General features: G+C 43.3%; 26 protein-coding genes, 2 tRNA genes and 1 other RNA gene. 6 read left to right on the forward strand and 23 right to left on the reverse strand.

The genetic code is table 11. The annotated features are described in order from the left end of the window. Positions 1-27 precede the first annotated feature (27 nt). A complete protein-coding gene (locus HYR79_05475) occupies positions 28-255 on the forward strand; it encodes a DUF433 domain-containing protein (GenBank protein ID MBI1821143.1) in 228 nt (75 codons plus the stop codon). Position 256: 1 nt separating this feature from the next. Continuing rightward, the gene (locus HYR79_05480; GenBank protein ID MBI1821144.1) at positions 257-622 is read left to right on the forward strand and encodes a DUF5615 family PIN-like protein; all 366 of its coding nucleotides are present in this window, start codon (positions 257-259) and stop codon (positions 620-622) included. 360 nt (positions 623-982) lie between these two features. On the opposite strand, the gene HYR79_05485 is transcribed toward HYR79_05480, so the two are convergent. Genes HYR79_05485 through HYR79_05495 form a run of 3 tightly spaced genes read right to left on the reverse strand, consistent with a single transcriptional unit; the run spans position 983 to position 5708 of the window. After that, on the reverse strand, positions 983-3676 hold the full coding sequence (locus tag HYR79_05485) for a relaxase domain-containing protein (GenBank protein MBI1821145.1): 2694 nt from the start codon (positions 3674-3676) through the stop codon (positions 983-985). 38 nt (positions 3677-3714) lie between these two features. Then, on the reverse strand, positions 3715-5484 hold the full coding sequence (locus HYR79_05490; GenBank protein MBI1821146.1) for a type IV secretion system DNA-binding domain-containing protein: 1770 nt from the start codon (positions 5482-5484) through the stop codon (positions 3715-3717). Positions 5485-5495: 11 nt separating this feature from the next. Beyond that, on the reverse strand, positions 5496-5708 hold the full coding sequence (locus tag HYR79_05495) for a hypothetical protein (protein ID MBI1821147.1): 213 nt from the start codon (positions 5706-5708) through the stop codon (positions 5496-5498). Positions 5709-6279: 571 nt separating this feature from the next. On the opposite strand from HYR79_05495, the gene HYR79_05500 reads away from it, so the two are divergent. From HYR79_05500 to HYR79_05515, 4 genes are all read left to right on the forward strand, one after another. Then, a complete protein-coding gene (locus HYR79_05500; GenBank protein MBI1821148.1) occupies positions 6280-7167 on the forward strand; it encodes a hypothetical protein in 888 nt (295 codons plus the stop codon). A gap of 53 nt (positions 7168-7220) precedes the next feature. After that, positions 7221-7418 carry a hypothetical protein gene (locus HYR79_05505; protein ID MBI1821149.1) on the forward strand — a complete coding sequence of 66 codons (198 nt, stop codon included), beginning with the start codon at positions 7221-7223 and terminating at the stop codon, positions 7416-7418. A gap of 75 nt (positions 7419-7493) precedes the next feature. Next, complete coding sequence (locus HYR79_05510; GenBank protein ID MBI1821150.1) at positions 7494-7652, forward strand: hypothetical protein; 159 nt, start codon at positions 7494-7496, stop codon at positions 7650-7652. Positions 7653-7680: 28 nt separating this feature from the next. Beyond that, positions 7681-7839 carry a hypothetical protein gene (locus HYR79_05515; protein MBI1821151.1) on the forward strand — a complete coding sequence of 53 codons (159 nt, stop codon included), beginning with the start codon at positions 7681-7683 and terminating at the stop codon, positions 7837-7839. A 526-nt stretch (positions 7840-8365) separates the two neighbouring features. Here HYR79_05515 and HYR79_05520 read toward each other — a convergent pair. From HYR79_05520 to HYR79_05615, 20 genes are all read right to left on the reverse strand, one after another. Continuing rightward, positions 8366-8821: a hypothetical protein gene (locus tag HYR79_05520; protein ID MBI1821152.1), complete on the reverse strand. Its 456-nt coding sequence runs from the start codon at positions 8819-8821 to the stop codon at positions 8366-8368. Between the two features lie 51 nt (positions 8822-8872). After that, on the reverse strand, positions 8873-9883 hold the full coding sequence (locus HYR79_05525; GenBank protein MBI1821153.1) for a hypothetical protein: 1011 nt from the start codon (positions 9881-9883) through the stop codon (positions 8873-8875). Positions 9884-9956: 73 nt separating this feature from the next. Continuing rightward, positions 9957-10445, reverse strand: coding sequence for a hypothetical protein (locus HYR79_05530; GenBank protein MBI1821154.1), 489 nt, complete (start codon positions 10443-10445; stop codon positions 9957-9959). Between the two features lie 79 nt (positions 10446-10524). After that, positions 10525-11310, reverse strand: coding sequence for a hypothetical protein (locus HYR79_05535; protein MBI1821155.1), 786 nt, complete (start codon positions 11308-11310; stop codon positions 10525-10527). A gap of 131 nt (positions 11311-11441) precedes the next feature. Further along, positions 11442-11831, reverse strand: a complete 390-nt coding sequence (locus HYR79_05540) for a hypothetical protein (protein MBI1821156.1) — start codon at positions 11829-11831, stop codon at positions 11442-11444. Positions 11832-11859: 28 nt separating this feature from the next. Next, entirely contained in the window at positions 11860-12705 is an 846-nt protein-coding gene (locus HYR79_05545) for an ankyrin repeat domain-containing protein (protein ID MBI1821157.1), read from the reverse strand. A 48-nt stretch (positions 12706-12753) separates the two neighbouring features. After that, entirely contained in the window at positions 12754-13197 is a 444-nt protein-coding gene (locus HYR79_05550; protein MBI1821158.1) for a hypothetical protein, read from the reverse strand. Positions 13198-14142: 945 nt separating this feature from the next. Then, positions 14143-14364, reverse strand: a complete 222-nt coding sequence (locus tag HYR79_05555; GenBank protein ID MBI1821159.1) for a type II toxin-antitoxin system HicA family toxin — start codon at positions 14362-14364, stop codon at positions 14143-14145. Continuing rightward, positions 14364-14564: a type II toxin-antitoxin system HicB family antitoxin gene (locus HYR79_05560; GenBank protein ID MBI1821160.1), complete on the reverse strand. Its 201-nt coding sequence runs from the start codon at positions 14562-14564 to the stop codon at positions 14364-14366. Before HYR79_05560 ends, HYR79_05555 begins: the two co-directional genes overlap by 1 nt. Positions 14565-14767: 203 nt before the next feature. After that, positions 14768-14840 (reverse strand) — tRNA-Asn (locus tag HYR79_05565). A gap of 82 nt (positions 14841-14922) precedes the next feature. Beyond that, complete coding sequence (locus HYR79_05570; protein ID MBI1821161.1) at positions 14923-15510, reverse strand: GTPase domain-containing protein; 588 nt, start codon at positions 15508-15510, stop codon at positions 14923-14925. Positions 15511-15533: 23 nt separating this feature from the next. Beyond that, complete coding sequence (locus tag HYR79_05575) at positions 15534-16028, reverse strand: roadblock/LC7 domain-containing protein (GenBank protein ID MBI1821162.1); 495 nt, start codon at positions 16026-16028, stop codon at positions 15534-15536. Positions 16029-16198: 170 nt separating this feature from the next. Beyond that, on the reverse strand, positions 16199-16795 hold the full coding sequence (recR, locus tag HYR79_05580) for a recombination protein RecR (GenBank protein ID MBI1821163.1): 597 nt from the start codon (positions 16793-16795) through the stop codon (positions 16199-16201). Further along, on the reverse strand, positions 16795-17100 hold the full coding sequence (locus tag HYR79_05585) for a YbaB/EbfC family nucleoid-associated protein (protein MBI1821164.1): 306 nt from the start codon (positions 17098-17100) through the stop codon (positions 16795-16797). Before HYR79_05585 ends, recR begins: the two co-directional genes overlap by 1 nt. Positions 17101-17257: 157 nt before the next feature. After that, a complete protein-coding gene (gene dnaX, locus HYR79_05590) occupies positions 17258-18895 on the reverse strand; it encodes a DNA polymerase III subunit gamma/tau (GenBank protein MBI1821165.1) in 1638 nt (545 codons plus the stop codon). A 245-nt stretch (positions 18896-19140) separates the two neighbouring features. Then, positions 19141-19240: signal recognition particle sRNA small type (ffs, locus tag HYR79_05595), an RNA gene on the reverse strand. Between the two features lie 147 nt (positions 19241-19387). Further along, a tRNA-Ser gene (locus HYR79_05600) sits at positions 19388-19479 on the reverse strand. Positions 19480-19672: 193 nt separating this feature from the next. Continuing rightward, a complete protein-coding gene (locus tag HYR79_05605; GenBank protein ID MBI1821166.1) occupies positions 19673-19987 on the reverse strand; it encodes a metal-sensitive transcriptional regulator in 315 nt (104 codons plus the stop codon). Beyond that, positions 19974-20180, reverse strand: coding sequence for a heavy-metal-associated domain-containing protein (locus tag HYR79_05610; GenBank protein MBI1821167.1), 207 nt, complete (start codon positions 20178-20180; stop codon positions 19974-19976). The genes HYR79_05605 and HYR79_05610 overlap by 14 nt, the downstream gene beginning before the upstream one ends. Then, positions 20170-22602: a copper-translocating P-type ATPase gene (locus HYR79_05615; GenBank protein MBI1821168.1), complete on the reverse strand. Its 2433-nt coding sequence runs from the start codon at positions 22600-22602 to the stop codon at positions 20170-20172. The genes HYR79_05610 and HYR79_05615 overlap by 11 nt, the downstream gene beginning before the upstream one ends. Positions 22603-22809: the final 207 nt, after the last annotated feature.

The following is a 22809-nucleotide window of genomic DNA, read 5'->3' on the forward strand; positions in this document are numbered from 1 at the left end:
AAAAAGGAGGAATATATGGAGAAACAAATGTTAGACCGAATTACCTTCAATCCAGAGATCATGAGAGGAAAGGCCACCATACGCAATATGCGAATTACAGTTTCCCTTATTTTAAACCTGATCGCCAACGGAATGACAACGGAGGAAATAATCAAAGAATATCCGAGTTTGGAACCTGCAGATGTTCAACAAGCACTAAATTATGCTGCCGTTCTTGCCTCAGAAGAGGTCTTTCCTCTTGTAGCAGGCGGCTAACTTGAAGATTCTGGCGGACATGGGGGTATCGATGACCACCGTTAAAGCACTCAGAGATAATGGCTTTGACATCACCCATCTTTTGGAAGAACGTTTGGAACGCCTTACTGATTCTAAAATTATCGAAAAAGCAAAAACCGAAGGAAGAGTAATCGTTACGTTCGATCTTGATTTCGGAGATTTGTTGGCCCTTAATAAGGATTCCTTGCCAAGTGTGATTCTTATTCGATTGGCTAACGAAGCCCCAAGATCTGTTACCCCAAAAGTGGTCAGCGTCTTACTAAATCATAAGGACGCCCTCTCCTCTGGTTCTATCATCACCTTATCCGAAAATAGAATCAGAGTTCGAAAACTCCCAATTCTTTAATCGAAATATCTTCTTTCCCAAATTTTACCGCAAACACAATTGGAGACACAGCACTACATTTTTCAAGGGTTATTTGGATAAGAGATGTAAATTAGTATGGAATGAAGAGCAGTAAATCTCCTGAAACATTCATTTTTGAGGGTTGACTGAGAAACGGGCAAATGTGCGGATTGGCATTTGCTAATGTTGGATAAAATCAAGAACGGAGGAAGGAGGATTGTTCATTTGATTAACAATTTTTTCCTAAGAACACCAGAACAGACCCGACAAAACCGACAAACGACTTAAAAATGGTCGAGTGTCGGGTTTGTCGGGTGTTTCCAGTCCCCTCCTCGGAACATAAAAACTTGCCCGATGGAATTAAATGGATAACTCAAAGCCTCTATTTGATTTTGTCTCATCCCCTCTTTGATGAAATTCTTCTTTCGAATGTTCCTTCTCAGATTCAACGACTCTCCCTTTCTCATAATTTTGAGTCGATTCTTTTCCCTGCCAATGGCTAACCGCTTCAGGAAGTTTCTCCTTATTGTCGGTATAAACTTTGGCTTCATGGCTTGCCCGGCTCAGCCCTACATAAAAAGCATTCGCAGAATTACTGATCGCCTGTCCGGTATCAATATTCATCATTACCCGCTCGGCAGTCATTCCCTGTGATTTATGAAGAGTTGATCCATAAGCATGATCGATATAATCATATTTTCTTAAATCAACCTCTTTCGTCCCGTTCCTGGTTTCAACCTTGAGAGAATCCTCCCCGGTTTTTGCGACGATACCGACAGAACCATTCACAACTCCCAGGTCTTTATCATTTTTTAAAAACATCATCTGATCGCCGGGCGCAAATTGTCTCGGTTCAGCCGAATAGACTGTCAGCTTATGATATTTTTCAAGATCAACCAAGACAGTTCTATTGGCCCGGTCCAAATGAACCGTTAGCCTATTCCCGTCAATCTGTTTTACGATTCCCCTTTCACCGGTTGCGATTTCCATTCCCTGATTGGCACGGGCAAATCGGACCAAATCTCCAGGGCTATAGCTTTCCCCCCGTTTTAGTTCCCCCTCAGGAATTGTTTTAGGAATGGCAACTGTAAAGATTTTTTCTAGTTTCTCGTTGATCTGCCCCTGTTGCTTCAATCCATCCCGAATATATTGGTTGATTTCCAGCCGGTCAGCATTCCGGGCCGTGACAATTAAAGTATTCTTCATCTCTTTTGGAGAGAGGGCGAGATAATCCTTGGCAATGGCCATATGACGCTCAAAACGATTATTAATTTCTAAAATTTGCCCTCGCTCATTTAAGATATTGACCGCTTTCCCGGTATCCAACTCCTTGGCAATTGCCTGGACCGCCTCTTTTAATCCTTCTGTTTTCTGCCGTAAAATCTCATCCATTTTGGCCGTTACCATGATTCCCCGCTCTTGGAGCATTTGAAACGGCTTTCCGGCATCAATGGCCTGAAGCTGATGAGTATCACCGATTAAAACCACCCTGGCATTTTCACGGTCGGCCAGTTTTAACAACCCGGCCATCTGTTTATTCCCAACCATGGAGGCTTCATCCAGAATCCAAACCTGAGATTTGCTCGAACCAACCTCTTGTCCCTGAGCTTTTTCATTTAAAAAGGAATGGAGTGTCTGCGACTTAATCCCCGCTTCATTCTGAAGGACCTCGGCGGCTTTACCCGTAAAACTCAAACCCCGCGGATCAAATCCTTCCTTCACCCAATACTGATTGGCCACGGATAACATTGTCGTTTTTCCAACCCCGGCATGGCCTTGAATTCCGACCACACCGTCGCGAGTCTCGGTCATGAGACGAACCGCTCCCTGCTGACCCTGATTAAAATGAGCGCCAAACTCTTTTAGAGCCGTATTAATCCGGTTTGAATCACCCGGCAAAAAAAGATCCTGCCGGTTTTGAACGAGATCGACAATCTTCTGTTCTGTCTTAATGGCTTCAATGGATGAATATTTATTCTCTCCTAACTGAACCAGTTCCCGGCTCTCCAGAGCCTGATCAATCCGTTTTTCAACCTGATTAATGGTCAGCCCTTCGGAAAGGCCGCTTTTAAGTGCAGATTTAACCATCTCCTCTTTTGACCAGACTGCGGTTTGAACCTCGAGGAATTTGATCGCTTCGCTCAAATGTTCCAGTTTTGGAGTCTCTTTACCTATTGCCTTCCCAGCCTGTAGAGCCTGTTCACGAATGGTCTCCCTGGAATAACCCAATTCTAAGGAGCGATTCAGCCACTCTTGTCTTAAAGCCACCCGGTCAACGTCATGGGTTTTGCCCTCCCGGGTCATCAACGTGATCTTCTCGGCCAAAGCCCCTCCAGACTCCCGGCCATTTAAGGCCTGTTCAATCTGATCACGGCGTGTGGAAAACTCTTTTATTAAAGCTGGATCCACCCCTTTGATTTCAAAGAGACCGTTTTTTCCAACCTGAATTTCATAGCCAAGCGCTTTAAGATTATTGGCTAATTCATTCCGGTAAATCTGGCCAATCAGCAATTTATTTTCATAAAGTTTTTCATTGGATAAGGCCCGCCATTCTCCATCCGCCCTCTGAGTCATATTCATTACAACGGCATGGGTATGGAGCTGCGGATCGAGAGCCCTGGAAGTGTCATGGTCAAATTTAGCAATCACCAGATTTCCTGTTTGAACCCGTTCGGTAACCCCTCCCTCGGTGATTCTCGCCTGACTGAAATGGGTTTCAACATATTGAAGGGCTCCGGTGACTGCTTGTTGATGAGCTTCCCGTATCCTGATATCCCCGGATATCTCTGAAACAATGGAAACACTTTTTGGCGCTGAAAAGGTTAAATCGGTTCCGGCCCGATGATCTCTTCCATTTTGAGAGGTAACTAATACATTCCCTTGAGGATTCCGCCCCAGAGTCAACTCCTTAAACTCATCCTTTTCAATGTAACCGGCTAGACCAAGGGCTTCGGCTCCTTTCCCCTGCCATTCCCCCTGCTCTTTGGTATAATAATCATCTTTTGTAAAATAGGAGGTCGCCTTTGTCGCGGTTACCCCTGAAATCGAAAGCATTCTAATATTCCTCCCTTATGGTGATATTCTTTTGGTTATTAAAACGAAAGGGGTTCATCCTCTTCCGGTATTATCGTTTTGTCCAGATCGAGGCCCTTTCTGATTTTCAAATCGGGATTTCTTTCAGGAAAGATTCTCAAAGGAGTATGAATCCGTGCGGGATTATGGTGAAGCATTTTTAAATAGCAATGGAGATTGGGAAGGGTTGAAATTTCGCTGCCAAGAACAACCTTTTCAATCCTGGTCTTCCGTCCCAAACTCAGTCCGTCCCTGTTATTTTCGGTTCCCATCGTAAAACCCTCTTCCGTTACCAGAATCTCACGTTCTCCAAACGCCTGTTCAACGAAGGATAATGTTTTGGGGGCATCAACCCGAAATATGACCTTGGTCCCGCAATTATTGAACAATGTTTCTGTATCTTCCTCTCCATAGACCCGAAGGATTGAACCAAGGTCCTGCGCCGCCAGCCAGACCGATCCGCCCCGTGACCGTATTGTGGCTAAAAGCTTGACGATAATATTGAGGCGATGAAGAGTCCCGAATTCATCAAACATAAAGACGACTTTTCGGTTGAGATCATCAGGCATTTCAGCCAAACCATACCCGGCCAGATCCAGGAAGAGAGTGAACACACCTTTGACCTCATCCTGAGCAGAGATAGAATTAGTTAAAAACATTGTTCCGGGTTTCCCGTCTCTGATCCATGAGGTAATTGAAAAACTGCCGCGAATATCCTGCATATAATTAAATGCGCTCATGTACTGTGCCAGACCGCTTAAAACCCCAGCGGTCTGCGGTAACAATTGGCCATCCGTCCCTTCCAGATGTCGAAGGCCCATTAGACCTTCCGGAATTCTTTTCAATCGTTTTCGTATCTCTTCAACAGGGAGGTTAATCGCGTTCCAGATGTCTTTATTGGTTCTCTGATTGGTTCTCCATAAATAATGTAACAATCCGCTTGCAACCTCCCGGGGAGCAACCCTCCAATAGGGTTCCCGTTCATTAGCCGATGGAGCAAATAGACTTCCTGAGGTAGCCGCTACAGACAGTTTATTGGTGAATTCGTTGAATGGCGTCCACGCAATAGAGTCTTGGCATTCATGAACAGGATCGAATAACAGATCCCGGCCGGGACGAAAGTGACGTTTGTAAAGTTCTCTCTTGTAATCGTAAAGAATGATCTTATAACCCTGCTCCACTAATGATTCGTACATTCCTGACTGGAGGTTTGTTTTCCCGGTTCCATTGGCTCCCAGAATAAGACCATGTTGAAGGTTGTAAGAACTTAACATCGGAACAGACCCGATAGAAAAGGTTGTCTTTTCATTCTTATTCCTGATTTCGTTTTGAAGCTCTTTTTCTGAGATAACCTGCGCGCCCCTCAAATGCTTTAATTTTGAATTTTCGTTTGAAACGGATCGAAAATAATATTGAGCAAGGAACCCGAATAGATAAACCGAAGAGGTGCTGACGAAGATTTTTCCGCCATGTTGCAAAAATTTGGACATTAAACTTAATATCCAGTCGCGAACGTCTGTTGCCAAATAAGTATGAAGCCCTTCTCCTAAATCAAGCACGACGACCGGATGATTTGGAAACGTCGCCCATAGGGAAGAAATGATCAACTGGGGCCAATAACGGAGCGGAGTAAAATCGAGTGGAAACCAATGTAATACCAGAAAAAATAAAAATATCTGAATTATAAACAGCCCGAAGAAAATCCAGAGATTCATTTTAATCTGCATGAACCAATCATTGACTACCCGTTTAAAACCTTCAGATGCTTTACGTCTTGGTTGGACTGACATTTAATACTCCTTTATTTTTTTGCCAGGTCGTTCATTTTTTTGATGAGATTTTCCGGTTGGATCGCTTCAATCGCAGCCTGCTTAAAAATTTTCTGAGCTTCACTGGGATCTGTTTTTGAGACGCGCTGAATGAGCGAGATCAACATGCTCAACTGGGAAACCAATAGTTTGAGATTCTGAATGTTCTGATGTTCGATGACACTTAGGCGGTCGGTTATTTGCACCTTCTGAGTTTCCTCGTCCTTCTCTTTTAAAAATTTGAGAAGGATATCCCTTATCAGCTTGCTTGGATTGCTCCCTCTGTTTTTGCAAGTCTCTCTCAAATGATCTCCAAGATCTTTTGAGATCCTAATGGTTAAGTGGATATCCTTTTTTTCTTCCATGTTTTTTTAAAACAACCGATAAATTTAATTATATTTTATTAATTTAAAATTTTATAAGTTATAAACTATAAAATAATAATAACATTAATTATAGTTACATTTCAAATTATTATTGACAAATATACTTAACTAATTTATTATCTTTTTTATGTATACTAGACCAATTTCAGAAATAATAGAGTCTATAAAAGCCCTTAAGGGAGTGAAAACAGATGGGGAAGTCGCCGCTTTACTCTTCATGGAGCCGAGCAATTTAACAGGACATAAACATAGAAATTCGGTCCCCCTAGAAAACGTGATTACATTTTGTCAAAAAGAGCATATCTCGCTGGATTCAATGCTGTCAGGAGAAGAAGGGGTAAAGATAGAAAATTGGCCGGAATTTTTTCTCAATCATATTAGGAGAGCGGGTATGCGGAATGAAGAACATTTACGGATCATCATCGGCCAAATTGAAAATGCTTATTATTATAATCAGGAATCCGAAGCGACTACTCGCTGGGCCGCCAATCTTGCCCGGGCCTTTATTCTTACGGCTAAAAATATCACCTTCTCTAAAACAGGATCTTTTTTTTCTCCCGTCTTTAAGAAAAGATCGTCTCTCACAGGATACCTCCGTTTTTTTGGAACGCATTGGCCATTCAATATAAAAATTGAGCAACCGGCCGATATAGAAAAGTTTTTGGAATTGGCTGAACTCTCTATTGGAAACTATGAAAACAGAGAGAAGATTAACGGTAAAATTCCGTATCAAATTTCGACCTGCTTCTCTTTCCTCCTCCGTTATAACAGCGCCTTTTCAATTCGCGATGAAATATTCCAGGAGATTAAAAGGTTGTTGGAACCTTGGTGTTTTACAGTCGCCCAGAAATCTCTTCACAAAGAACTTCCTTCTGAAGTGAGTCCGATCATTTTATCCGATGAAAAAACACCCAAAACATCAATTGAAATATCAGGCGGAACCGTCAATTTTCATGCATTACTCGACCCCGGAAGGGGTCAGTTTAGTTGCTTATTTTCTTTCGAAAAAGGATCAATAGCCTGTTCAATCCGCTCATTAGTCTCTTTATTGAATCTGCGGAAGAAAATAACCAGTTATGACTTCTATGTGGAAGGTGATGCCTGGGTCTTATCAAGGAGACTGGACACGGGGGCCTATATACGACGGGACCTTTATTCTTACTCGCCCTCTAAAGAAGAAATGGAAGATTTCTTGACCTTGATCAAGAGTGTTGAGCAACGGGAAGAAATTAAAACAGAAATCGATAGAGCGGTGATCGAAACCTATGGGGCTTTATAAAAATAGATTAAGACAAGCAATAACACCAACAATAAAAATAGGAGGTAAAACAAATGATCGATTTTCTTCGTGAATATAGCCCGGTAATTATTAGCCCTCTCATCTGGATGGCTATCATTTTTGGTTTGATTGCAGCACCCCCATTCTTTATGAAAGAGCCTCTAACCCTGGCCGCTCTGGTATTTTTTGTCTACAAAATGATATGGGTCAATGTGCAGTACTATCGATACGGAACGGATGGTTGGGAATAGCGTTCAAGAAATTCTTCGTTGGCCAAGGGAAAGAGGTAAGCTTTAGGTATTGATTTATTTTAAGGAGAAATAAAAATGAAAAAATATCTGGCTCAAAGATATGATCTTAATGAAGGCACTGCCCATTATTTTGAAACAGAAAAAGAGGCGGAGCAATGGTTGAAAAATAATGGTGGCGGCAGTGTATGGAAATTCTTTAAAGAAATAATCGGAAAGAGGGAAAACATTTCTTAAGAAACCTTCTCAAAAAAAGGAGGATAAGATGGCAATATACAAATGTAAAAACCATCCAGAGGATTTGATGACGGCAGATGAATTTTTTGGAAATAGAGTTAGAGGTAAAAAACACCAAATCTGCGAAAAGTGTTATATAAAACTCATGGAGAGACATGACTCAGAAGATAAGAGTAAAAATAATTAGAAGTTACTATTGACCGACCGGTATTGATCGTATTATTAATTTTTTCTTTCTCACAAAGCATCTCCCCTTTTTGAAACTCTTGAAGATCAATTTTTTGCCGTAAATAAATGGCTTCAAGAAAAGTATTTTGGAGTTCCAAGCAAGGTACTTGACGACGAAGAGAAATCAACAATTATCTGGGAAAACGACCAGTCTTATGTAACTCTCACTCATGAAATATACAGTTATAATCTTTATCTGGTTTATGGTGATAAAAAAATTGATCAAATCATTACTTTAGAAGATGATCAGGCATTCAGAGATTTCTTCGCTGGCCACAAGGGGGAATAGCGAATGTTGTTTGCACCTATGATTCCGCAAGATTTGAAAACCTGAAATTTGAGAAATAAAAAATTAATCCGCAGCCTTGGTCCGTGAAATTTGTTTGGAAGCCAAGTTCAGCGACCAGCCTTTTTTTAACAGGTTACAGATAGGGGAATTTCAGGTGGCCATGGCTGGGGGAGGGTGGCCGCCGAGGATTTTGCAATTAAAACCATCCCCATTCTCCCCTAATTTGAGATGCAATTCTATTGGCCGGTTGCTGATTAGAGTTAGAGATGAAAAGAGGCGCAGATACTCCATCTGGCAAGACAGTGTGATTCGGAAGATCATGTCCGCCAAGAATAACAATATGCTCGATATGCCAATTAGCCTTCATGAATTCTTGAAGGTATTCATTTCCAGATGGGAAATTTCCACGCTTTCTTCCAGATATCCAAAGCGGGATCAAGACGTTTTGATAACCACCCTTTTTTACAAAGTCAATGAATTTCTCTGGAGAAATCTCTGATTCCTGAAGCGCGGAAATTAGGGTAAAGACTTTTAGGTTTCCGCTATTAGTTGCGATTTCGAATTCCTTCTTTTGGCCTACCCCGGTGAGAGCCCGGACCGTTGATGACTTCTTCATATTGGTGTCACCAAGTATTACATAAACTGTCACCATCGAGAATGTTCTCCAGGTTCTGTTTTGTAGACAATCCGACTTTACTTATTTTTATTCAACCACCTTTAAACTTGGAATGACTTTTTTGGCGCCTAGCACCGTGCTATATTCAAACGCCCCTTGCCCTTTGGCTAACATTCCATTCAAAAATCGAGGTGCAGAGCCAGATCCAAAATCAACATAATAAAATGATTGTGGGTCGCCATTTAAGGAAAAAATGGCGGTTGTTCTGTTTAAAAGCTGTTGTTGTTGTCCAAGAAGCCGATAACATCTACCTTTAGAGTCATAAGGATTGCCAGAATAATATAGTAATTTAGCCACTTCCTCGACTCCGTAGGGGCACACTTTTCGTAAAGCCTCCTGTTGTTTTTTTTGTTCCGCCAAGTTTTTCCTGTTTACTTCTGCTAATATTGTCTTAGCTCTCTCCGGAGAAATTCCCTTTTTTTTAAATTCCACTGCCTGGGTCACATTTGCTCCTGCATTCTTCCATTGAACCGCCTCCTGGATTTCGAATTTTGCGTCAGTCCAAGAAGTCGCATTCTTTAAATTGAATTTCGCACTCTTCCACAAAAATGCCTTTTCAGCAGTAAAACCATCGTGCTGCCATTGCACAGCCTCTTCGGGCTTAAATCCCTTATCGTTCCACAATTTGGCATCTGCAGGGTTAAACTGCTGGGTCTCATTCCATTTGCTTGCTTGCGGGGCAGTAAAACCAACTGCACGCCACTTTGCTGCCTCCTCTGGACTCATTATAAATTCCTTCATCCATTCCGTTGCTTCCTTTGGAGTAAATTTGGCATTCCTCCAACCCTGAGCATCGCGAGGTGCGATTTGAATTCCGCCCACCATTTTGGCTTCATCCAGCCACTTTCTTGCTTCTTCAGGAGTGAAATGGACAGCCTTCCATTCGTCCGCCTCATTTCGGTTAATTCCAACTTTTTCATAATCTTCTAAGGGATCGTGAAAAAGTGAGAAGGAGTGGCCACTCGAAATTGCATTATCAATCGTTGAACAACTTGAAAGAAATGCCAAACCAAGAAAAGCTAAAACCAGTTTTTTCATAAAAAGACCTCCAGCATTTGGTTTTAAGAATATAGATAAAAGATAACAGAAGTATTACATTTGTCAAAAAAAACTATTTCTTAGGTTTTACAATATTATAGGCAACTAAAGGATGCCAATGAACATCTTTCATCTGAGTACAGGCAGCATCCATGACTAAACGTAACTCGCCGTCCACATTATACCAGGCGTTACTATCTTTCTTGTCTGAAGGCTTGTCGATAGCGGGATGGCCGTCCTTGTCATAAATATTCGTGAATGAATATTTTATCTGTGCTTTCAAGCAATCGAATTCCGTCCAGGATTTATAAAAAAAACCATCGTCAGAATTTTCAATGATATTCACTCGCGCCATTTTATGTAAGTCAGGCCCATTATCGTTTGACATTTCAATCATTATCGGCTCAACTTCTATACTATAATGGGTGCTTATTTGTGCAATTTTCCCATCGAATTTCCTTTTATTTGCCCATTCCTGACCACTCTCTAAAAAGTTTGAAACAGCCCATAGTTCTACCGCCAACACTATAAAAAAGAATATGATTCCTCTTAAAATAATCATCGAGTTTCTCTCTTTAAGATTTTGATAATTGAGCGCTTAATTACTTGTTCTTATAGATGACCACCAGTCTGAAAAATGTTTATCTATTCGCATTTATTGAGGACATATTTTGAAATACCTCACCACACTTTAAACATAGGTAACCCTTTTGAATATATTTTTGATAAGCTGGCGCTACCCTAATTAAATTAATTTGTTCTATTATGGACAGAAAAATAACCAAAATGGGAATTAATGCAAAACCACCAAACAGCCAAACCTTTCCCAAATTTATATCTGCATTTGAAAACCCACCGATAACAACAACTACTAAGAACCAGCCAACAGCTAACAGAAGCATAAAACCCAAACTCCCGAAAAAATCTAGTCTCCGTTCTGGCGGAGCAAAACGTTTAGCAAGGTTAGTTTGTAAGGTTGTACTTCCTCCGAACGCCATAATTTCACGCCCATCCAAGCTTAACGGACTCTGGCCCATCTGGGATCCTACTCCGATACCGGAAACCCTGCCCGTAGAAGTTCCAGAGTCAACCAACATCGCAAGATTCTGAACATTGTCCGAACGGCATCTGGGACATGAAAATCCATTGGATTCTGATAAATTAGAAATCGCATATTTTCCTTGGGCTTTAGCTGTCTCAAATTTGATTTCTTGATTAAAAAAAGAATTAACTGGAATATCCTCTTTTATGGTTGGACGACCTCCATACTTTTTAATGACCAGAAGCGGAATTATTAAATTACAGGGTATAAAAATTGCTAAAAATACAAACACATTTGAAATTAATGAAAGAAGTATACCAAGAGACGCGACAAACACGAGTAAAGACATAAATCCTGCAAACAAATAAACTGTCCGTTTCTTCATGCTAGCCACGATGCCTTTAGTCTTTTCTTGTTCATGTTAATCCTTATATCCAGGATGTTTGCTCACTTGAAATGCGATTAAGAGACCGGAAGCTTGGCCCAAACCGCCCCTTGATTTAAATTCCCGTGAATTTATTCCTCATGTTCGTCCTGAAACCATTGTTTTTGACCGAGCGTTTTTTCCAAAAGAGATTTTATTGTGCGCCACTCGCTATTAACAGTCATCTGTGAAGCATATTCCCAGTGATCTTCTCCAGCGCGACGACGGTAATAGGCAAGGCGAATCGAATAGCTTCCGTCATCCCATTTGATGTGCTGTGAACAAAAGGAATAATCTCCCCAATCCTGATTGTTTCTAGCTGGTCGAGGTAGCTTTTTATTGATTTCTGGATCCGCCCAAACCTCGTCAACAATAGTACCTCTCATGGGTTTTCCTCCCACTTTACTTATATCCTGAGGGGCTCCAAAATTTACTTCAGAGTCTATTCGTGAGGTTAGCTCTTTAATTTTATAAAAACCCATGACAACTTTCTTCTACTTGATACGAATATTATTTTGCTCCAGCTTTTTTTAATAAATTGACCAGCTCAATATTTTTATCGTTTTCCGCATATTGTAGAAGTGTAAATCCGTTTCGGTTCGGACTTTTAAAATTTGGATTTGCTCCAAGCTTTAGTAAAAGCCCTGCGATTTCGACAGATAGCTTTTTATCGTTTTCTAAAGATAAGGTGCCGCGATTCCTATCACTAAGGAACCCAGCAGCGGATAAGGGAGTCACGTCAAATTTATCTGCGACATTGACCTTTGCTTTGTGCTCCAGCAATAACCTTACGGTATTGCTATTCCTTCGACCTGCGGGTGCAATGGATAAGCCCTTTACCGCATTTAACAAGGGGGTGGCACCGTCTTTATCTTGTACATTTACAAGAGCTCCTCGATTGAGCAGGATCTTCACTATTTCGGCGTCGTTGCTATAAGATGCGGTCATCAATGGCGTGCCTCCACCTGTCCTGGAAGAATTGACTTGAGCTCCTCTTTTCAAAAGCGAGTTTATAATTTCTTTGTTCGTGTCTATTCCGATAATTGATGTACCCACAGCAATATGAAGAACTGAAGTTCCATCATCGGTTGTTGCATTGGTATCTGCGCCGTGAGCAATGAGCAATTTTGCAATTTCATATTGGCCCATAGACAACGCAATCATCAGGGGTGTCATGCCTTGGTAATTTTTTTCATTTACATCCGCTCCACTTGCCAGCATAGAATTAATTTTTGTAACATCTTCATGTTCAGAGTTTTGAATCGCCCATACAAGCGGAGTATTCGGAACAGTTTGTGCTGAAGACACAGAAACAAATAAGAATAATGCTGTTAAGAAGCATGCTAAATGTTTCATGTTTTTACTCCTTATACCAGGACCAGGAGACATATTTTTCATATGGTTCTATGTTGGAAAGTTGATTTTGACCATTGCCGTAATGGTAGCTTCCTCTGTGGAAAGAGTTCGACAATCTGACATTGCAGTCTTTTCATCCCAATGAAACTGTTTTTCATCTCTATAGAGTGCCACGAGTTTACAATCTCTAATAGTGGCACCAAAGCTGTTCTGAGCGTCGTATTCTATATGTACAACCGCAGCAGGATGCCCATTATTCGTCTTTCCCTTCCAAACGACTTTACCATCAATAAAGTGGAAACTTGAGGGCGATTTTAGAGTGTCCTTAATTATAACGTTTGCATCAGCAATATCTTGGTCCATAAGGCTACAGCCAGATAGGGCAAGAACTACTGTAATGATGATTACCATTACATCTAATTTCTTGAACATAATGCCTCCAATTGATTGAATTTTGTTATATGCCCGCTTGCCTCTTATTGGCTGAGACATGCTGCAATTCTTCAGCCAATGCTTTCTGTTCGCTAGATCGATAGATTTGATTCCATTAAATCAACACCATGTTACCTTTAATTATAACCCGATAAAAATACTCGTCAAATTCAAGCAATCATACTTTTATCTGGTTTTGTAACATAATGAGTGATTGTCATGTATGTTGGCATGAAATACCTGAAACCGGTGCGCCGGTTAAATTAAATTGACGAATTAAAAAAATGGATATTAGATCAGACGGCAGATTAGAAATGAGTACAAAAAGAGAGGAAGGAAGAATTCTATTTTCGGAAGACTATTTCATTACTGAGGGTAATACACGCAGTTTGTAATCTACATGGCTTTTAATTTTAAGCCGATGCAAGAGATCAGGAAGAAGTTGACATTTTTAATTATTTCTTCTTCCTCCACTAATATCATACAAATGATCATTCCCTTTGCTCTCAAAAAAAAATTTGGATCGGTTGCGTATCCCGTAAAATATCGGAAATTTTTCTATTTGTACTGCTGTTGATAATGATTTGAGAAAAGCGGACGCGTAACACAAAATGTGTTACAAAAAATATCTGAGAAAACAATTCACTCACCCTCAAACCCGTTCTCCTGTAGTGCGGAATGTGTTACGAAACGGGCAAAACCATTGCGTTGGGTGTGAGAAAAACCCCGCCTCTATCTTTGTGATGTTAAAAAGGGAATTCTATTTGCGGAAAACCCCGCCTTCGGTCCCGGCGCTCTTTAAGTCCGGAGGACTTTATGAGCGCCAGAAGGCGGATCTAATCAATCCGAACAGGGTGCAGTGTTTCCCTTTCCAAAGGAAGGGTGAAGCGACAGCGGAGGGAAACACAATCCCGGAGGTGGTAATGGAAAAGCAAGGCTTTTTCATTTCGACCGGAGCCGACCTTTTAAAAATAATAAAAGGCGGCTGAAGGATTGATGGAGACTTTAAAGATTATTAAACTCTTCGACTGATAGACCAGCTTGGCGAATAAGCTTTCGTAAAAGACCCGGTCCAAGCTCATTGTGTTGAGGAATCGAAAGTGTATATTGATAGTCCGGCTTGGTCATCATCACGTGTGACCCCTTTTGGCGGGAGGTTGTCCAACCGACGCGTTTAAATTTCCTTATTGCTTCCGATCCAGAACATAACCTAATGGCCGGAGCCATTACACAGAAACCTCAACCAACTTTGAAAGATCAAGCTTCTGTTTGGATTCCATTACTTCCAACCATCCCCCGATAGCTTCCTTAATATTCTCAATCGCCTCTTCACGGGTTTTCCCCTGGGATAAACATCCTGGAAGAGCTGGAACCTCTGCCGAATAATACCCTGCTTCATCTTTTTCAATAACGATGTGAAGTTTCATTCTTTCCTCTCTCTATCAAGTATCCTTGACGAATAAATCAAATATGTTATTTTTTATTTTAGCCTTTTATAGCAGAAAAATCTACCAATTGGGGAAAGTAGAAAATAAATATAAGCCTAACCTTAATCCAACTGTCTACATAGTGTCTACATGGAGCTTTTTTTGGTTTTGGTGAGTTATCCCTAAGTCATTGATAATAAAAGCTCCCCGGGACGGATTCGAACCGCCGACACGGTGGTTAACAGCCACCTGCTCTACCGACTGAGCTACCGGGGAATATAGGCCTCAAATGGGAAAAATGAATTTGAAACGAGTTGATCTCTATTTGGAAAAGCTTAAGGAGGGTAAATCTAGCACATCAGGTATTTTTCTTCAATTCAAAAATAACCTGTTTGGCAATTTCTTTGAGCGTTTCGAAAACGCCTTTCCCTGACATGGCGACCCCTTCGAAATAAGGGACCCCCTTCGGATTGAGAACTTTTTGCATCTCCTCTAAAGGAATGACATTCGGAAGATCCCGTTTATTATATTGGATGACGTAAGGAATCGTAGCCAGGTTAAGATCATGTTCGGCCAGATTTTTTTGAAGATTTTGTAAAGACTCGATATTGGCTTCCATTCGTTCGACCTGCGAATCAGCCACAAAGACAACGCCATCCACGCCTCTTAAAATCAGCTTTCGGCTGGCATCGTAAAAAACCTGCCCGGGAACGGTATAAAGATGAAAACGGACTTTAAACCCTCGGATTGAACCCAGGGATAATGGAAGAAAATCAAAAAAGAGAGTCCTCTCCGTTTCGGTGGCCAGGGAAATCATTTTGCCTTTATTATCGGGATCCGTCTTTTTATAAACAAACTGAAGATTGGTCGTTTTACCGCACAGGCCCGGGCCGTAATAAACAATTTTGCAATTGATTTCGCGGGCTGAATAATTAATAAAAGACATAAACGGAGATCCTTATAAAAAATTTACCCAAAAAGTTTTTCAATATCGTCTTCTGTAATCTCCGCAAATGGAGATTTTGAAGCTTGTTTCGAGTTCCTGTCTTTTTCAACTTTTTTAAAAATATTCTCAAAAACCTGGCTTAAGGTTTCTACACTCTTTTTAACGCGAAGACGAACAATTCCAAGGGCAGATTTATTATTAAAAATCGTCACAAGAATCATGCGGGATCCTACGAGGGCAATGTGAATATTATCCTTATCGCCTTCGTGAAACAATATTGAAAATTCCTTTTCCCCCAGCAGTTGAGCCATTCCGGAGGTCGCCGCAATATTCCCTGCAGTTAATGAAGCAAGGGCGGTTGTGTCGATTCCTTTGGTCTCCCCTGAGGAAGCGATGAGTTGTCCATTTTTATCAACGAGGAAAATAACCTTTGCGGTCACCTGCTCATTCAGCCTTTTTAATTCAGTTTCAATGAGCGTGAATTCCTCTTCACCCATAATCATATTTAAATCAGACACGATTCTTCTTCCTAAAGATAAAAGCTCGACAGAATTTCATTCTGAGGGTTTGTGATTTCCTTGCGCGGCCCAAACCGGGTGCAAAAGGTCCCGTCAATAAAATATACAAGATTTCAGGCTATTTGGCAAACCGCCCCGTAAAAGAAAACGCTGACCCGTCGAAAAGGCGGTCAAAGCTCCCGTCTGCCTTCGATTGATTTCATCAAACTCACTTCGTCGGCGAACTCCAGATCGATCCCTACAGGAATCCCTAACGCGATGCGAGTGGCCTTTACACCCAAAGGACGGATCACCCTGGATAGATAAAGCGCCGTCGCTTCCCCGTCCATGTTAGGGCTGGTGGCGATAATAACCTCCTTAACTTCACCGTTTCCTAACCGATCCATTAATTCTTTAATATGAATATCGTCGGCCGATACCCCTTCCAGTGGAGAAATGACACCCAGAAGCACATGATATAATCCCTTATATTCCCCCGTTTTTTCAATCGCATAGACAGTGCTTGGCTCTTCAACAACCACGATTTTTGTTCGATCCCTCTGCGGGTTTGAACAGATCGAACAAAGGGCCTCTTCTGAAATATTATGGCAACTCGAACAAAAGATCAGCTTGTCTTTAATATCGATGATGGCCTGACCGATTTCTTTGGCCTCTTTTGGAGACATTTTCAATAGAGCGAAAGCGTGGCGCTGAGCGGTTTTTTGCCCGACACTCGGCAGTTTGGTGAGCTGTTTAATGAGATGGGCAAAAGCCCCTTTTTGATCCATTAAAACATTCCTGGAATGTTTAAACCGCCCGTGAGCCCCTTCATCTCTTCCGCCATCATTTCTTTGCTTTTTTTCAAGGCTTCGTTCATCGATGCCAGAATAAGGTCCTGGAGCATTTCAATATCCTCCGGATTAACGACCTGAGGATCAATCTTTATCGAAATAATCTCCTGCCTGCCATTTGCGACCACGGTCACCATCCCTCCGCCGGAGTTCGCTTCAACCGTCTTTTTTCCGACTTCTGCCTGGGTTTGCGCCATTTTTTCCTGGAGGACCTGCGCTTGCCGCATCATATCTCCAAGCATTTTTTTGTTGAACATAAGTCAATCTCCTTAGACACTAATTATATTCAGGGGCCCGTGCGGTTTCACTTCATGAAATCCTCCGATGCCCCCGAACCCCGCGTTCCGCTCGGTCTAACTACGACCATTCCACAGTCCGTCACAGGCTAAGCCTATTGCTTCACTTTAACTCTTTAACCTCAATAATTTTTCCGCCCAACGTCTCTTTGACTTTTTCGACAAGCGATAGACTGTCAAGTTTTTGAGGATTTACCCCTTTCCCAGGGACCGGTTTTTGGTCGGACTCTTGAACGGCCAAAACCTGAATTGAAAGCGTTTTATTGAAAACCTCCCGGCATTCTGCCATAAGAGATTTTATACTTTCCTCTTTTTCTAAAAAGAATATGAAGGGAGAAGCCGCCGGATAACCGATTTTAATCAGATCTTTGTCCTGAGTCACCCATAAGCTTTGCTTTAAATACGACTCAAGATTAGGCTTTTTCTGTTTCAAATTATGCATCAGCCTGGTCCAACATTTTTGAAAATCTTCCTCCTGAACGATGAAGGCTTCCACGATCGGCGGTTTTATCTTTTCCAGGGATTCTGCCCGCTCCGGATGACGCGTCGATTGAACCGGAGAGGAGGAAAACGAAGATTCGGCGTCCGAAGTTTTCGGAAGAGAAGAGGCCAGGCCGTTAAGGCGGTCAATTAAATTCTGCAGGGGCTCCAACGCCTGAAGCGACGCCGACTTGATAAAAGCGACTTCCATGACCAAAGCGGGTTGTGAAGAAAAACGGATGTCTTCCTCCACCTGGGTAAAGATTTTGAAAAAGCGCTGGAGCTGGTCCAGCGAAAACAGATGGGCTAATTTTGAAAGATCGGAAATTTCGTCATTCGGAAGGTCTAAAAACGATTTTGGATCCGGCATTAACTGCATCATCATCAGATTCCGGACATGATTGATCCATTCCTGACAGAAATATTTTAAATCGTGCCCGGCATTGATCACCCCCCTGAAAAGGGTTAACACCCCCGGGAAATCTTTTCTTGAAAGCGCTTCGGTCATGTCATAGATTGTTTTCATATCGACCACGCCCAGGATCGACCGGACATCGTCGTCAGACACATCTAAACCGCTAAAAGAGACCACCTGGTCTAAAATACTTAAGGCATCCCGCATGCTTCCATTAGCCGACTTGGCGACGACTAAAAGCGCCTTCTCGGAGACCTGGATCTTTTCCTCCTCAATAATCCGCTTAAGCTGTGCCATGATTTCGAGGCGGCCGATTTTCTTAAATTGAAACTGCTGGCATCGGGAAAGGATCGTCGAAGGAATTTTATGAAGCTCCGTCGTCGCCAGAATGAAAACCGTATGAGGGGGAGGCTCTTCCAGAGTTTTCAGGAGGGCGTTAAAGGCCTCCGTCGTCAACATATGAACTTCATCAATAATATAAACTTTATATTTTCCTTTTAAGGGCACATATTTAATTTGATCCTTTAATTCCCGGATATTATCAATTCCCCGGTTTGAAGCGCCGTCGATTTCCAGCACATCGACCGAAACCCCCGCGGCAATTTCCTTACAGAGAGAACACTCCCCGCAGGGATTAATCGTCGGCCCCTTTTCACAATTAACCGCTTTTGCCAATAAACGGGCCATTGAGGTTTTGCCAACACCTCTGGCTCCCGAAAACAGATAGGCATGAGCAAGGCGGCTGGATTGAATGGCATTGAGCAAGGTTTGAGCCACGGGAGCCTGGCCAACCATTTCTTCAAATTTTTGTGGACGCCATTTTCTGGCGAAAACCTGATAACTCATATTTTTCTATTGACGATTCATACATGGGGGCCCGTCCGATGCTTCGCTTCTCCGATGCCCCAAACCCCTCGCTCGCACAGGCAAAGCCTGATGCTCGCTTCTTCTTAGAATTAAATAAACAGGGGGATTTTGTAAAAGAAAAAGGTCAATTCCAAATCCATGGTTAAGAATTGAGACATCTAATAACCTGACCTTTGAGAAGGGCCCTTATAGAAGGCCGGAACCCAATGAATACGTTTAAAAGGAGAGACCAGGCTGACTGCGGCGCACAAGAGGCTTCATTTACCGCTGCTTCCTTCCGGACCTGACGGGAGTTCATAAATTCCTGTCGCACAGAGCCCGGTCTCTCCATTTAAAAATATTACCTCCGCTCTGGAACCGTAAGCGAGGAACCGGCTTTGCCAGACCGAGCGCCTGGGTTCGGGGGCATCAGAAGATTTCACGAAGTGAAACCGGATGGGCCCCTGAATCTAATAAGACAGCCAGCTCGGACGGAGAGAGGGGGATTTGAACCCCCGAGACAGTTTAAGGCCGCCTACACGATTTCCAGTCGTGCTCCTTCAGCCGGACTCGGACATCTCTCCTATTGTCATTGGGGGGCCTCTCCGGGTTTGCTACGCAAAATCCTCAAATGCCCCCCAAACCCCGCGCTCCCACAGGCAATGCCTGATGTCCGCTTACAAAGCTTGCTTCCACAAACCGCAGACATGAGACTATAACAAAGTAAGATTTCTACGTCAACGTGAATTAAAAAAAGCGCTTGAGCGCGGGAAACAATCATGACGAGCGGATGAATTTGCGGGTCACCTGCATTAACTCCGCAATCGCGTCCTCCCCCCCTCCATGTTGAATCGCCTCCTTAACGCACCCTTTAGTATGGTCTTCCAGGAGCCGCAACCCCACTTCATCTAAAGCTGATTTTATGGCGCTCAGCTGGGTCACGATATCTACGCAATAACGGTCTTCTTCAACCATTTTAGATACCCCCCTGACCTGTCCCTCAATCCGGCTGAGCCGTTTCGACAAAGCTTCTTTATCAGGTTGAACCACCGTTTTATCGCGCGGATGGCATTCTTTTTCAGGAGATTTCATATCCGGCTTCCTCGACGGCGGTTTTAAATTGATCGGTCCGCGCCTGGGCGGGATCGTAGACTACGGTGACTGTTCCCTTTTCCAAAACAATGTCGACGCTTTTTACCCCTTTAATTTGCCCGAGGGCCCCTGTAACGGTTTTAACACAATGCTGACAGGTCATCCCCTTCACATCCAGAATCTTAGTTTCCATCGTTTTTTTCCTTTCCTGATCCCCCGGTCGGGGGAATTTGAAACGGCTTCCAACGTTTTAATAAAAGCGAGTTTGTGACCACTGAAACAGAACTCATCGCCATCGCCGCCCCCGCAATAACGGGATTGAGCATCCCAAGTGCGGCAAGGGGAATTCCCAAGATATTATAAATAAAGGCAAAAAACAGGTTCTGACGTATTTTATTAAAGGTTTTTCTGGAAAGTTTAATGGCATCGACGGCACTCAATAAATCGCTTCGCATCAGGGTAATATCGGCTACCTCGAGAGCAACATCTGCCCCCGCTCCGATGGCAAAGCTGACATCAGCGGTTGCCAGGGCAGGGGCATCGTTAATTCCATCTCCAACCATGCCGGTTATTGTTCCCTGCGCTTTATATTTTTCGATCACCAGGGCCTTCTGGTCCGGTGCAACCTCGGCTGAAAATTGAAAAATACCGGCCCGCTTTGCGATTGCTTTTGCCGTCCCTTTATTATCCCCGGTCAACATGACGACCTGAATTCCCATCGATTGCAAAACTTTAACCGCTTCAACCGACGTCGGCCGCAGAGGGTCGGTAATGGCCAAAATCCCCGCTAACTGTTTTTCTTTTCCCAATCCGATAACCGTTTGTCCTTCGGATTGAAGCCATTCAACCTGCTTCAACTGGTCTGGATTGACGTCTACCCCGTTTTCCGCCAAAAAACCGGGAGACCCCAGGAAAAATCTTTCTCGTTCGATCCGGCCTGACACCCCTTTTCCCGGAGTTTCTTTAAAATCAGCCATCGCGGCGGGCGTTATTTTTAATTCCTGAGCCTTTTCAAAAACAGCTGCCGCCAGCGGATGTTCTGACCCTTGTTCTAAAGTAGAGGCCCATAGAACAATTTCCGACGCGGTCAATCCGCCAAAGGGAGTCAAACGGGTTACCATGGGCTTGCCTAGAGTCAGAGTTCCCGTTTTATCCACGACGAGGGTTTTAATTTTTTCGGCCCGTTCAAGCGCGGCCGCATTTTTGACCAGGATGCCTGCCTGGGCGCCCCGCCCGGTCCCGACCATAATGGCCGTTGGGGTTGCCAGTCCCAAAGCACAAGGGCAGGCAATCACTAAAACGGCAACCGCATTCACCAAAGCAAGGGTGAAATTTCCGTCGATCAACCACCATAATCCAAAAGTCATCAGGCTGATGCCAACCACGATGGGAACAAAGACGCCTGAAATAGTGTCAGCCAGCCTCTGGATTGGAGCCTTGGATCCCTGGGCCTGCTCGACGAGCCGAATGATTCTCGCGAGGGCGGTGTGAGACCCCACGCCCGTGGCCCGGGCTCTCAGCATGCCGTGCTGGTTTGACGTTGCCGCATAGATTTTGTCCCCTTTTCGCTTTAAAACGGGCATGCTTTCGCCGGTTAACATCGATTCATTGAGGCTCGACTCCCCATCCAAAACTTCTCCATCCACCGGAATACTTTCTCCGGACCGGACAAGAAAAATATCGCCCACTTTCATCAAGCTGACGTCACGGTCTACCATAAGCCCCTCATGTTCGACGCGGGCAACCCCGGGTTGTAAATGCAAAAGCTTTTCAATCGCTGAAGATGTTTTTCCTTTAGCGCTGGCTTCAAGGAGTTTGCCCATTAAAATCAGGGTAATGATGGTTGCACTGGCTTCAAAATAAACATGCTGATTCAAATTAAAAAATGTCACTATGGCGCTGAAAAAATAGGCCATACTTGTTCCGAGCGCGATGAGAACGTCCATATTCGCGCCCCCTCCGCGCAAAGCATGGTAGGCCCCTTTATAAAACCGCCACCCGATCCAGAACTGGACAGGGGTCGCCAGGCCAAACTGAAGCCAGCGGGGAAGTCCCCCGGCTAAACCAAAAAACATACCGATCATTTGAACCAACAAGGGAAGGGTTAAGGCCGTGGAAAACCAAAAACGTTTCAATTCTTTCCGGTAGGCGAGCTCGTGCCTTATTTTTTCCTCGGCAAAACCGGCTTGAACCACTTCGTGAGCCTCATAACCTGCCTTTCTAATCGCCGTTAACAGGGCGTCGACGGGCACGGTCCTCGCTCTGGCGCGGACATAGGCTTTTTCGGAGGCAAAATTAACGGTGGCTTTGACCCCTTCTATCTTATTTAATGCCTTTTCAATTCGGCTGGCACAGGCAGAACAGGTCATTCCTTCAAGGGCGAATTCAATATTTTGCAAAGGAACTTCATAACCAGCCTGTTCGATCGACTGAACAAGCATGTCCGGGGTGACTTGCGAAGAATCATACTCAATTAAGGCTTTTTCACTCGCAAAATTAACTGCGGCCTTTACGCCGGGAAATTTATTTAACCCCTTTTCAATTCTCGCCGCACAGGCAGAACAGGTCATTCCTTCAATCGGAATTTCGATATGCTGTTCGGTTTCCGCGGCCATGAAGTTGCTCCATCAAAATTTTAATATATACCCCTATGGGGTATATATTAAGAATATCATGGGAGAATTGATCTTTTCAATTGAAAATTATTTTTATTAGATTACCCCAGGGAAAAATGTTAACGCCGTTGCGGAACCATAAGCGAGGAGCTGGCTTTGCCAGACCGCGCGCCGGGGTGATGGACCCCTGAATCTAATAAGCCGGCT

The organism is Nitrospirota bacterium, assembly GCA_016178585.1.
Classification (GTDB): Bacteria; Nitrospirota; Nitrospiria; order JACQBW01; family JACQBW01; genus JACOTA01.

What these genes read in the sequence shown, in the direction of transcription:
- HYR79_05530 (MBI1821154.1), bottom strand. Translation starts at nt 10,445, where the DNA reads ATGATTATTTTAAGAGGAATCATATTCTTTTTTATAGTGTTGGCGGTA.
- recR (MBI1821163.1), bottom strand. Translation starts at nt 16,795, where the DNA reads ATGGATCAAAAAGGGGCTTTTGCCCATCTCATTAAACAGCTCACCAAA.
- HYR79_05545 (MBI1821157.1), bottom strand. Translation starts at nt 12,705, where the DNA reads ATGAAACATTTAGCATGCTTCTTAACAGCATTATTCTTATTTGTTTCT.
- HYR79_05505 (MBI1821149.1), top strand. Translation starts at nt 7,221, where the DNA reads ATGATCGATTTTCTTCGTGAATATAGCCCGGTAATTATTAGCCCTCTC.
- HYR79_05485 (MBI1821145.1), bottom strand. Translation starts at nt 3,676, where the DNA reads ATGCTTTCGATTTCAGGGGTAACCGCGACAAAGGCGACCTCCTATTTT.
- HYR79_05520 (MBI1821152.1), bottom strand. Translation starts at nt 8,821, where the DNA reads ATGGTGACAGTTTATGTAATACTTGGTGACACCAATATGAAGAAGTCA.
- HYR79_05535 (MBI1821155.1), bottom strand. Translation starts at nt 11,310, where the DNA reads ATGAAGAAACGGACAGTTTATTTGTTTGCAGGATTTATGTCTTTACTC.
- HYR79_05475 (MBI1821143.1), top strand. Translation starts at nt 28, where the DNA reads ATGTTAGACCGAATTACCTTCAATCCAGAGATCATGAGAGGAAAGGCC.
- HYR79_05515 (MBI1821151.1), top strand. Translation starts at nt 7,681, where the DNA reads ATGGCAATATACAAATGTAAAAACCATCCAGAGGATTTGATGACGGCA.
- HYR79_05555 (MBI1821159.1), bottom strand. Translation starts at nt 14,364, where the DNA reads ATGGCTCCGGCCATTAGGTTATGTTCTGGATCGGAAGCAATAAGGAAA.
- HYR79_05525 (MBI1821153.1), bottom strand. Translation starts at nt 9,883, where the DNA reads ATGAAAAAACTGGTTTTAGCTTTTCTTGGTTTGGCATTTCTTTCAAGT.
- HYR79_05550 (MBI1821158.1), bottom strand. Translation starts at nt 13,197, where the DNA reads ATGTCTCAGCCAATAAGAGGCAAGCGGGCATATAACAAAATTCAATCA.
- HYR79_05610 (MBI1821167.1), bottom strand. Translation starts at nt 20,180, where the DNA reads ATGGAAACTAAGATTCTGGATGTGAAGGGGATGACCTGTCAGCATTGT.
- HYR79_05510 (MBI1821150.1), top strand. Translation starts at nt 7,494, where the DNA reads ATGAAAAAATATCTGGCTCAAAGATATGATCTTAATGAAGGCACTGCC.
- HYR79_05500 (MBI1821148.1), top strand. Translation starts at nt 6,280, where the DNA reads ATGCGGAATGAAGAACATTTACGGATCATCATCGGCCAAATTGAAAAT.
- HYR79_05570 (MBI1821161.1), bottom strand. Translation starts at nt 15,510, where the DNA reads ATGTCTTTTATTAATTATTCAGCCCGCGAAATCAATTGCAAAATTGTT.
- HYR79_05605 (MBI1821166.1), bottom strand. Translation starts at nt 19,987, where the DNA reads ATGAAATCTCCTGAAAAAGAATGCCATCCGCGCGATAAAACGGTGGTT.
- dnaX (MBI1821165.1), bottom strand. Translation starts at nt 18,895, where the DNA reads ATGAGTTATCAGGTTTTCGCCAGAAAATGGCGTCCACAAAAATTTGAA.
- HYR79_05585 (MBI1821164.1), bottom strand. Translation starts at nt 17,100, where the DNA reads ATGCTTGGAGATATGATGCGGCAAGCGCAGGTCCTCCAGGAAAAAATG.
- HYR79_05490 (MBI1821146.1), bottom strand. Translation starts at nt 5,484, where the DNA reads ATGTCAGTCCAACCAAGACGTAAAGCATCTGAAGGTTTTAAACGGGTA.
- HYR79_05540 (MBI1821156.1), bottom strand. Translation starts at nt 11,831, where the DNA reads ATGGGTTTTTATAAAATTAAAGAGCTAACCTCACGAATAGACTCTGAA.
- HYR79_05615 (MBI1821168.1), bottom strand. Translation starts at nt 22,602, where the DNA reads ATGGCCGCGGAAACCGAACAGCATATCGAAATTCCGATTGAAGGAATG.
- HYR79_05560 (MBI1821160.1), bottom strand. Translation starts at nt 14,564, where the DNA reads ATGAAACTTCACATCGTTATTGAAAAAGATGAAGCAGGGTATTATTCG.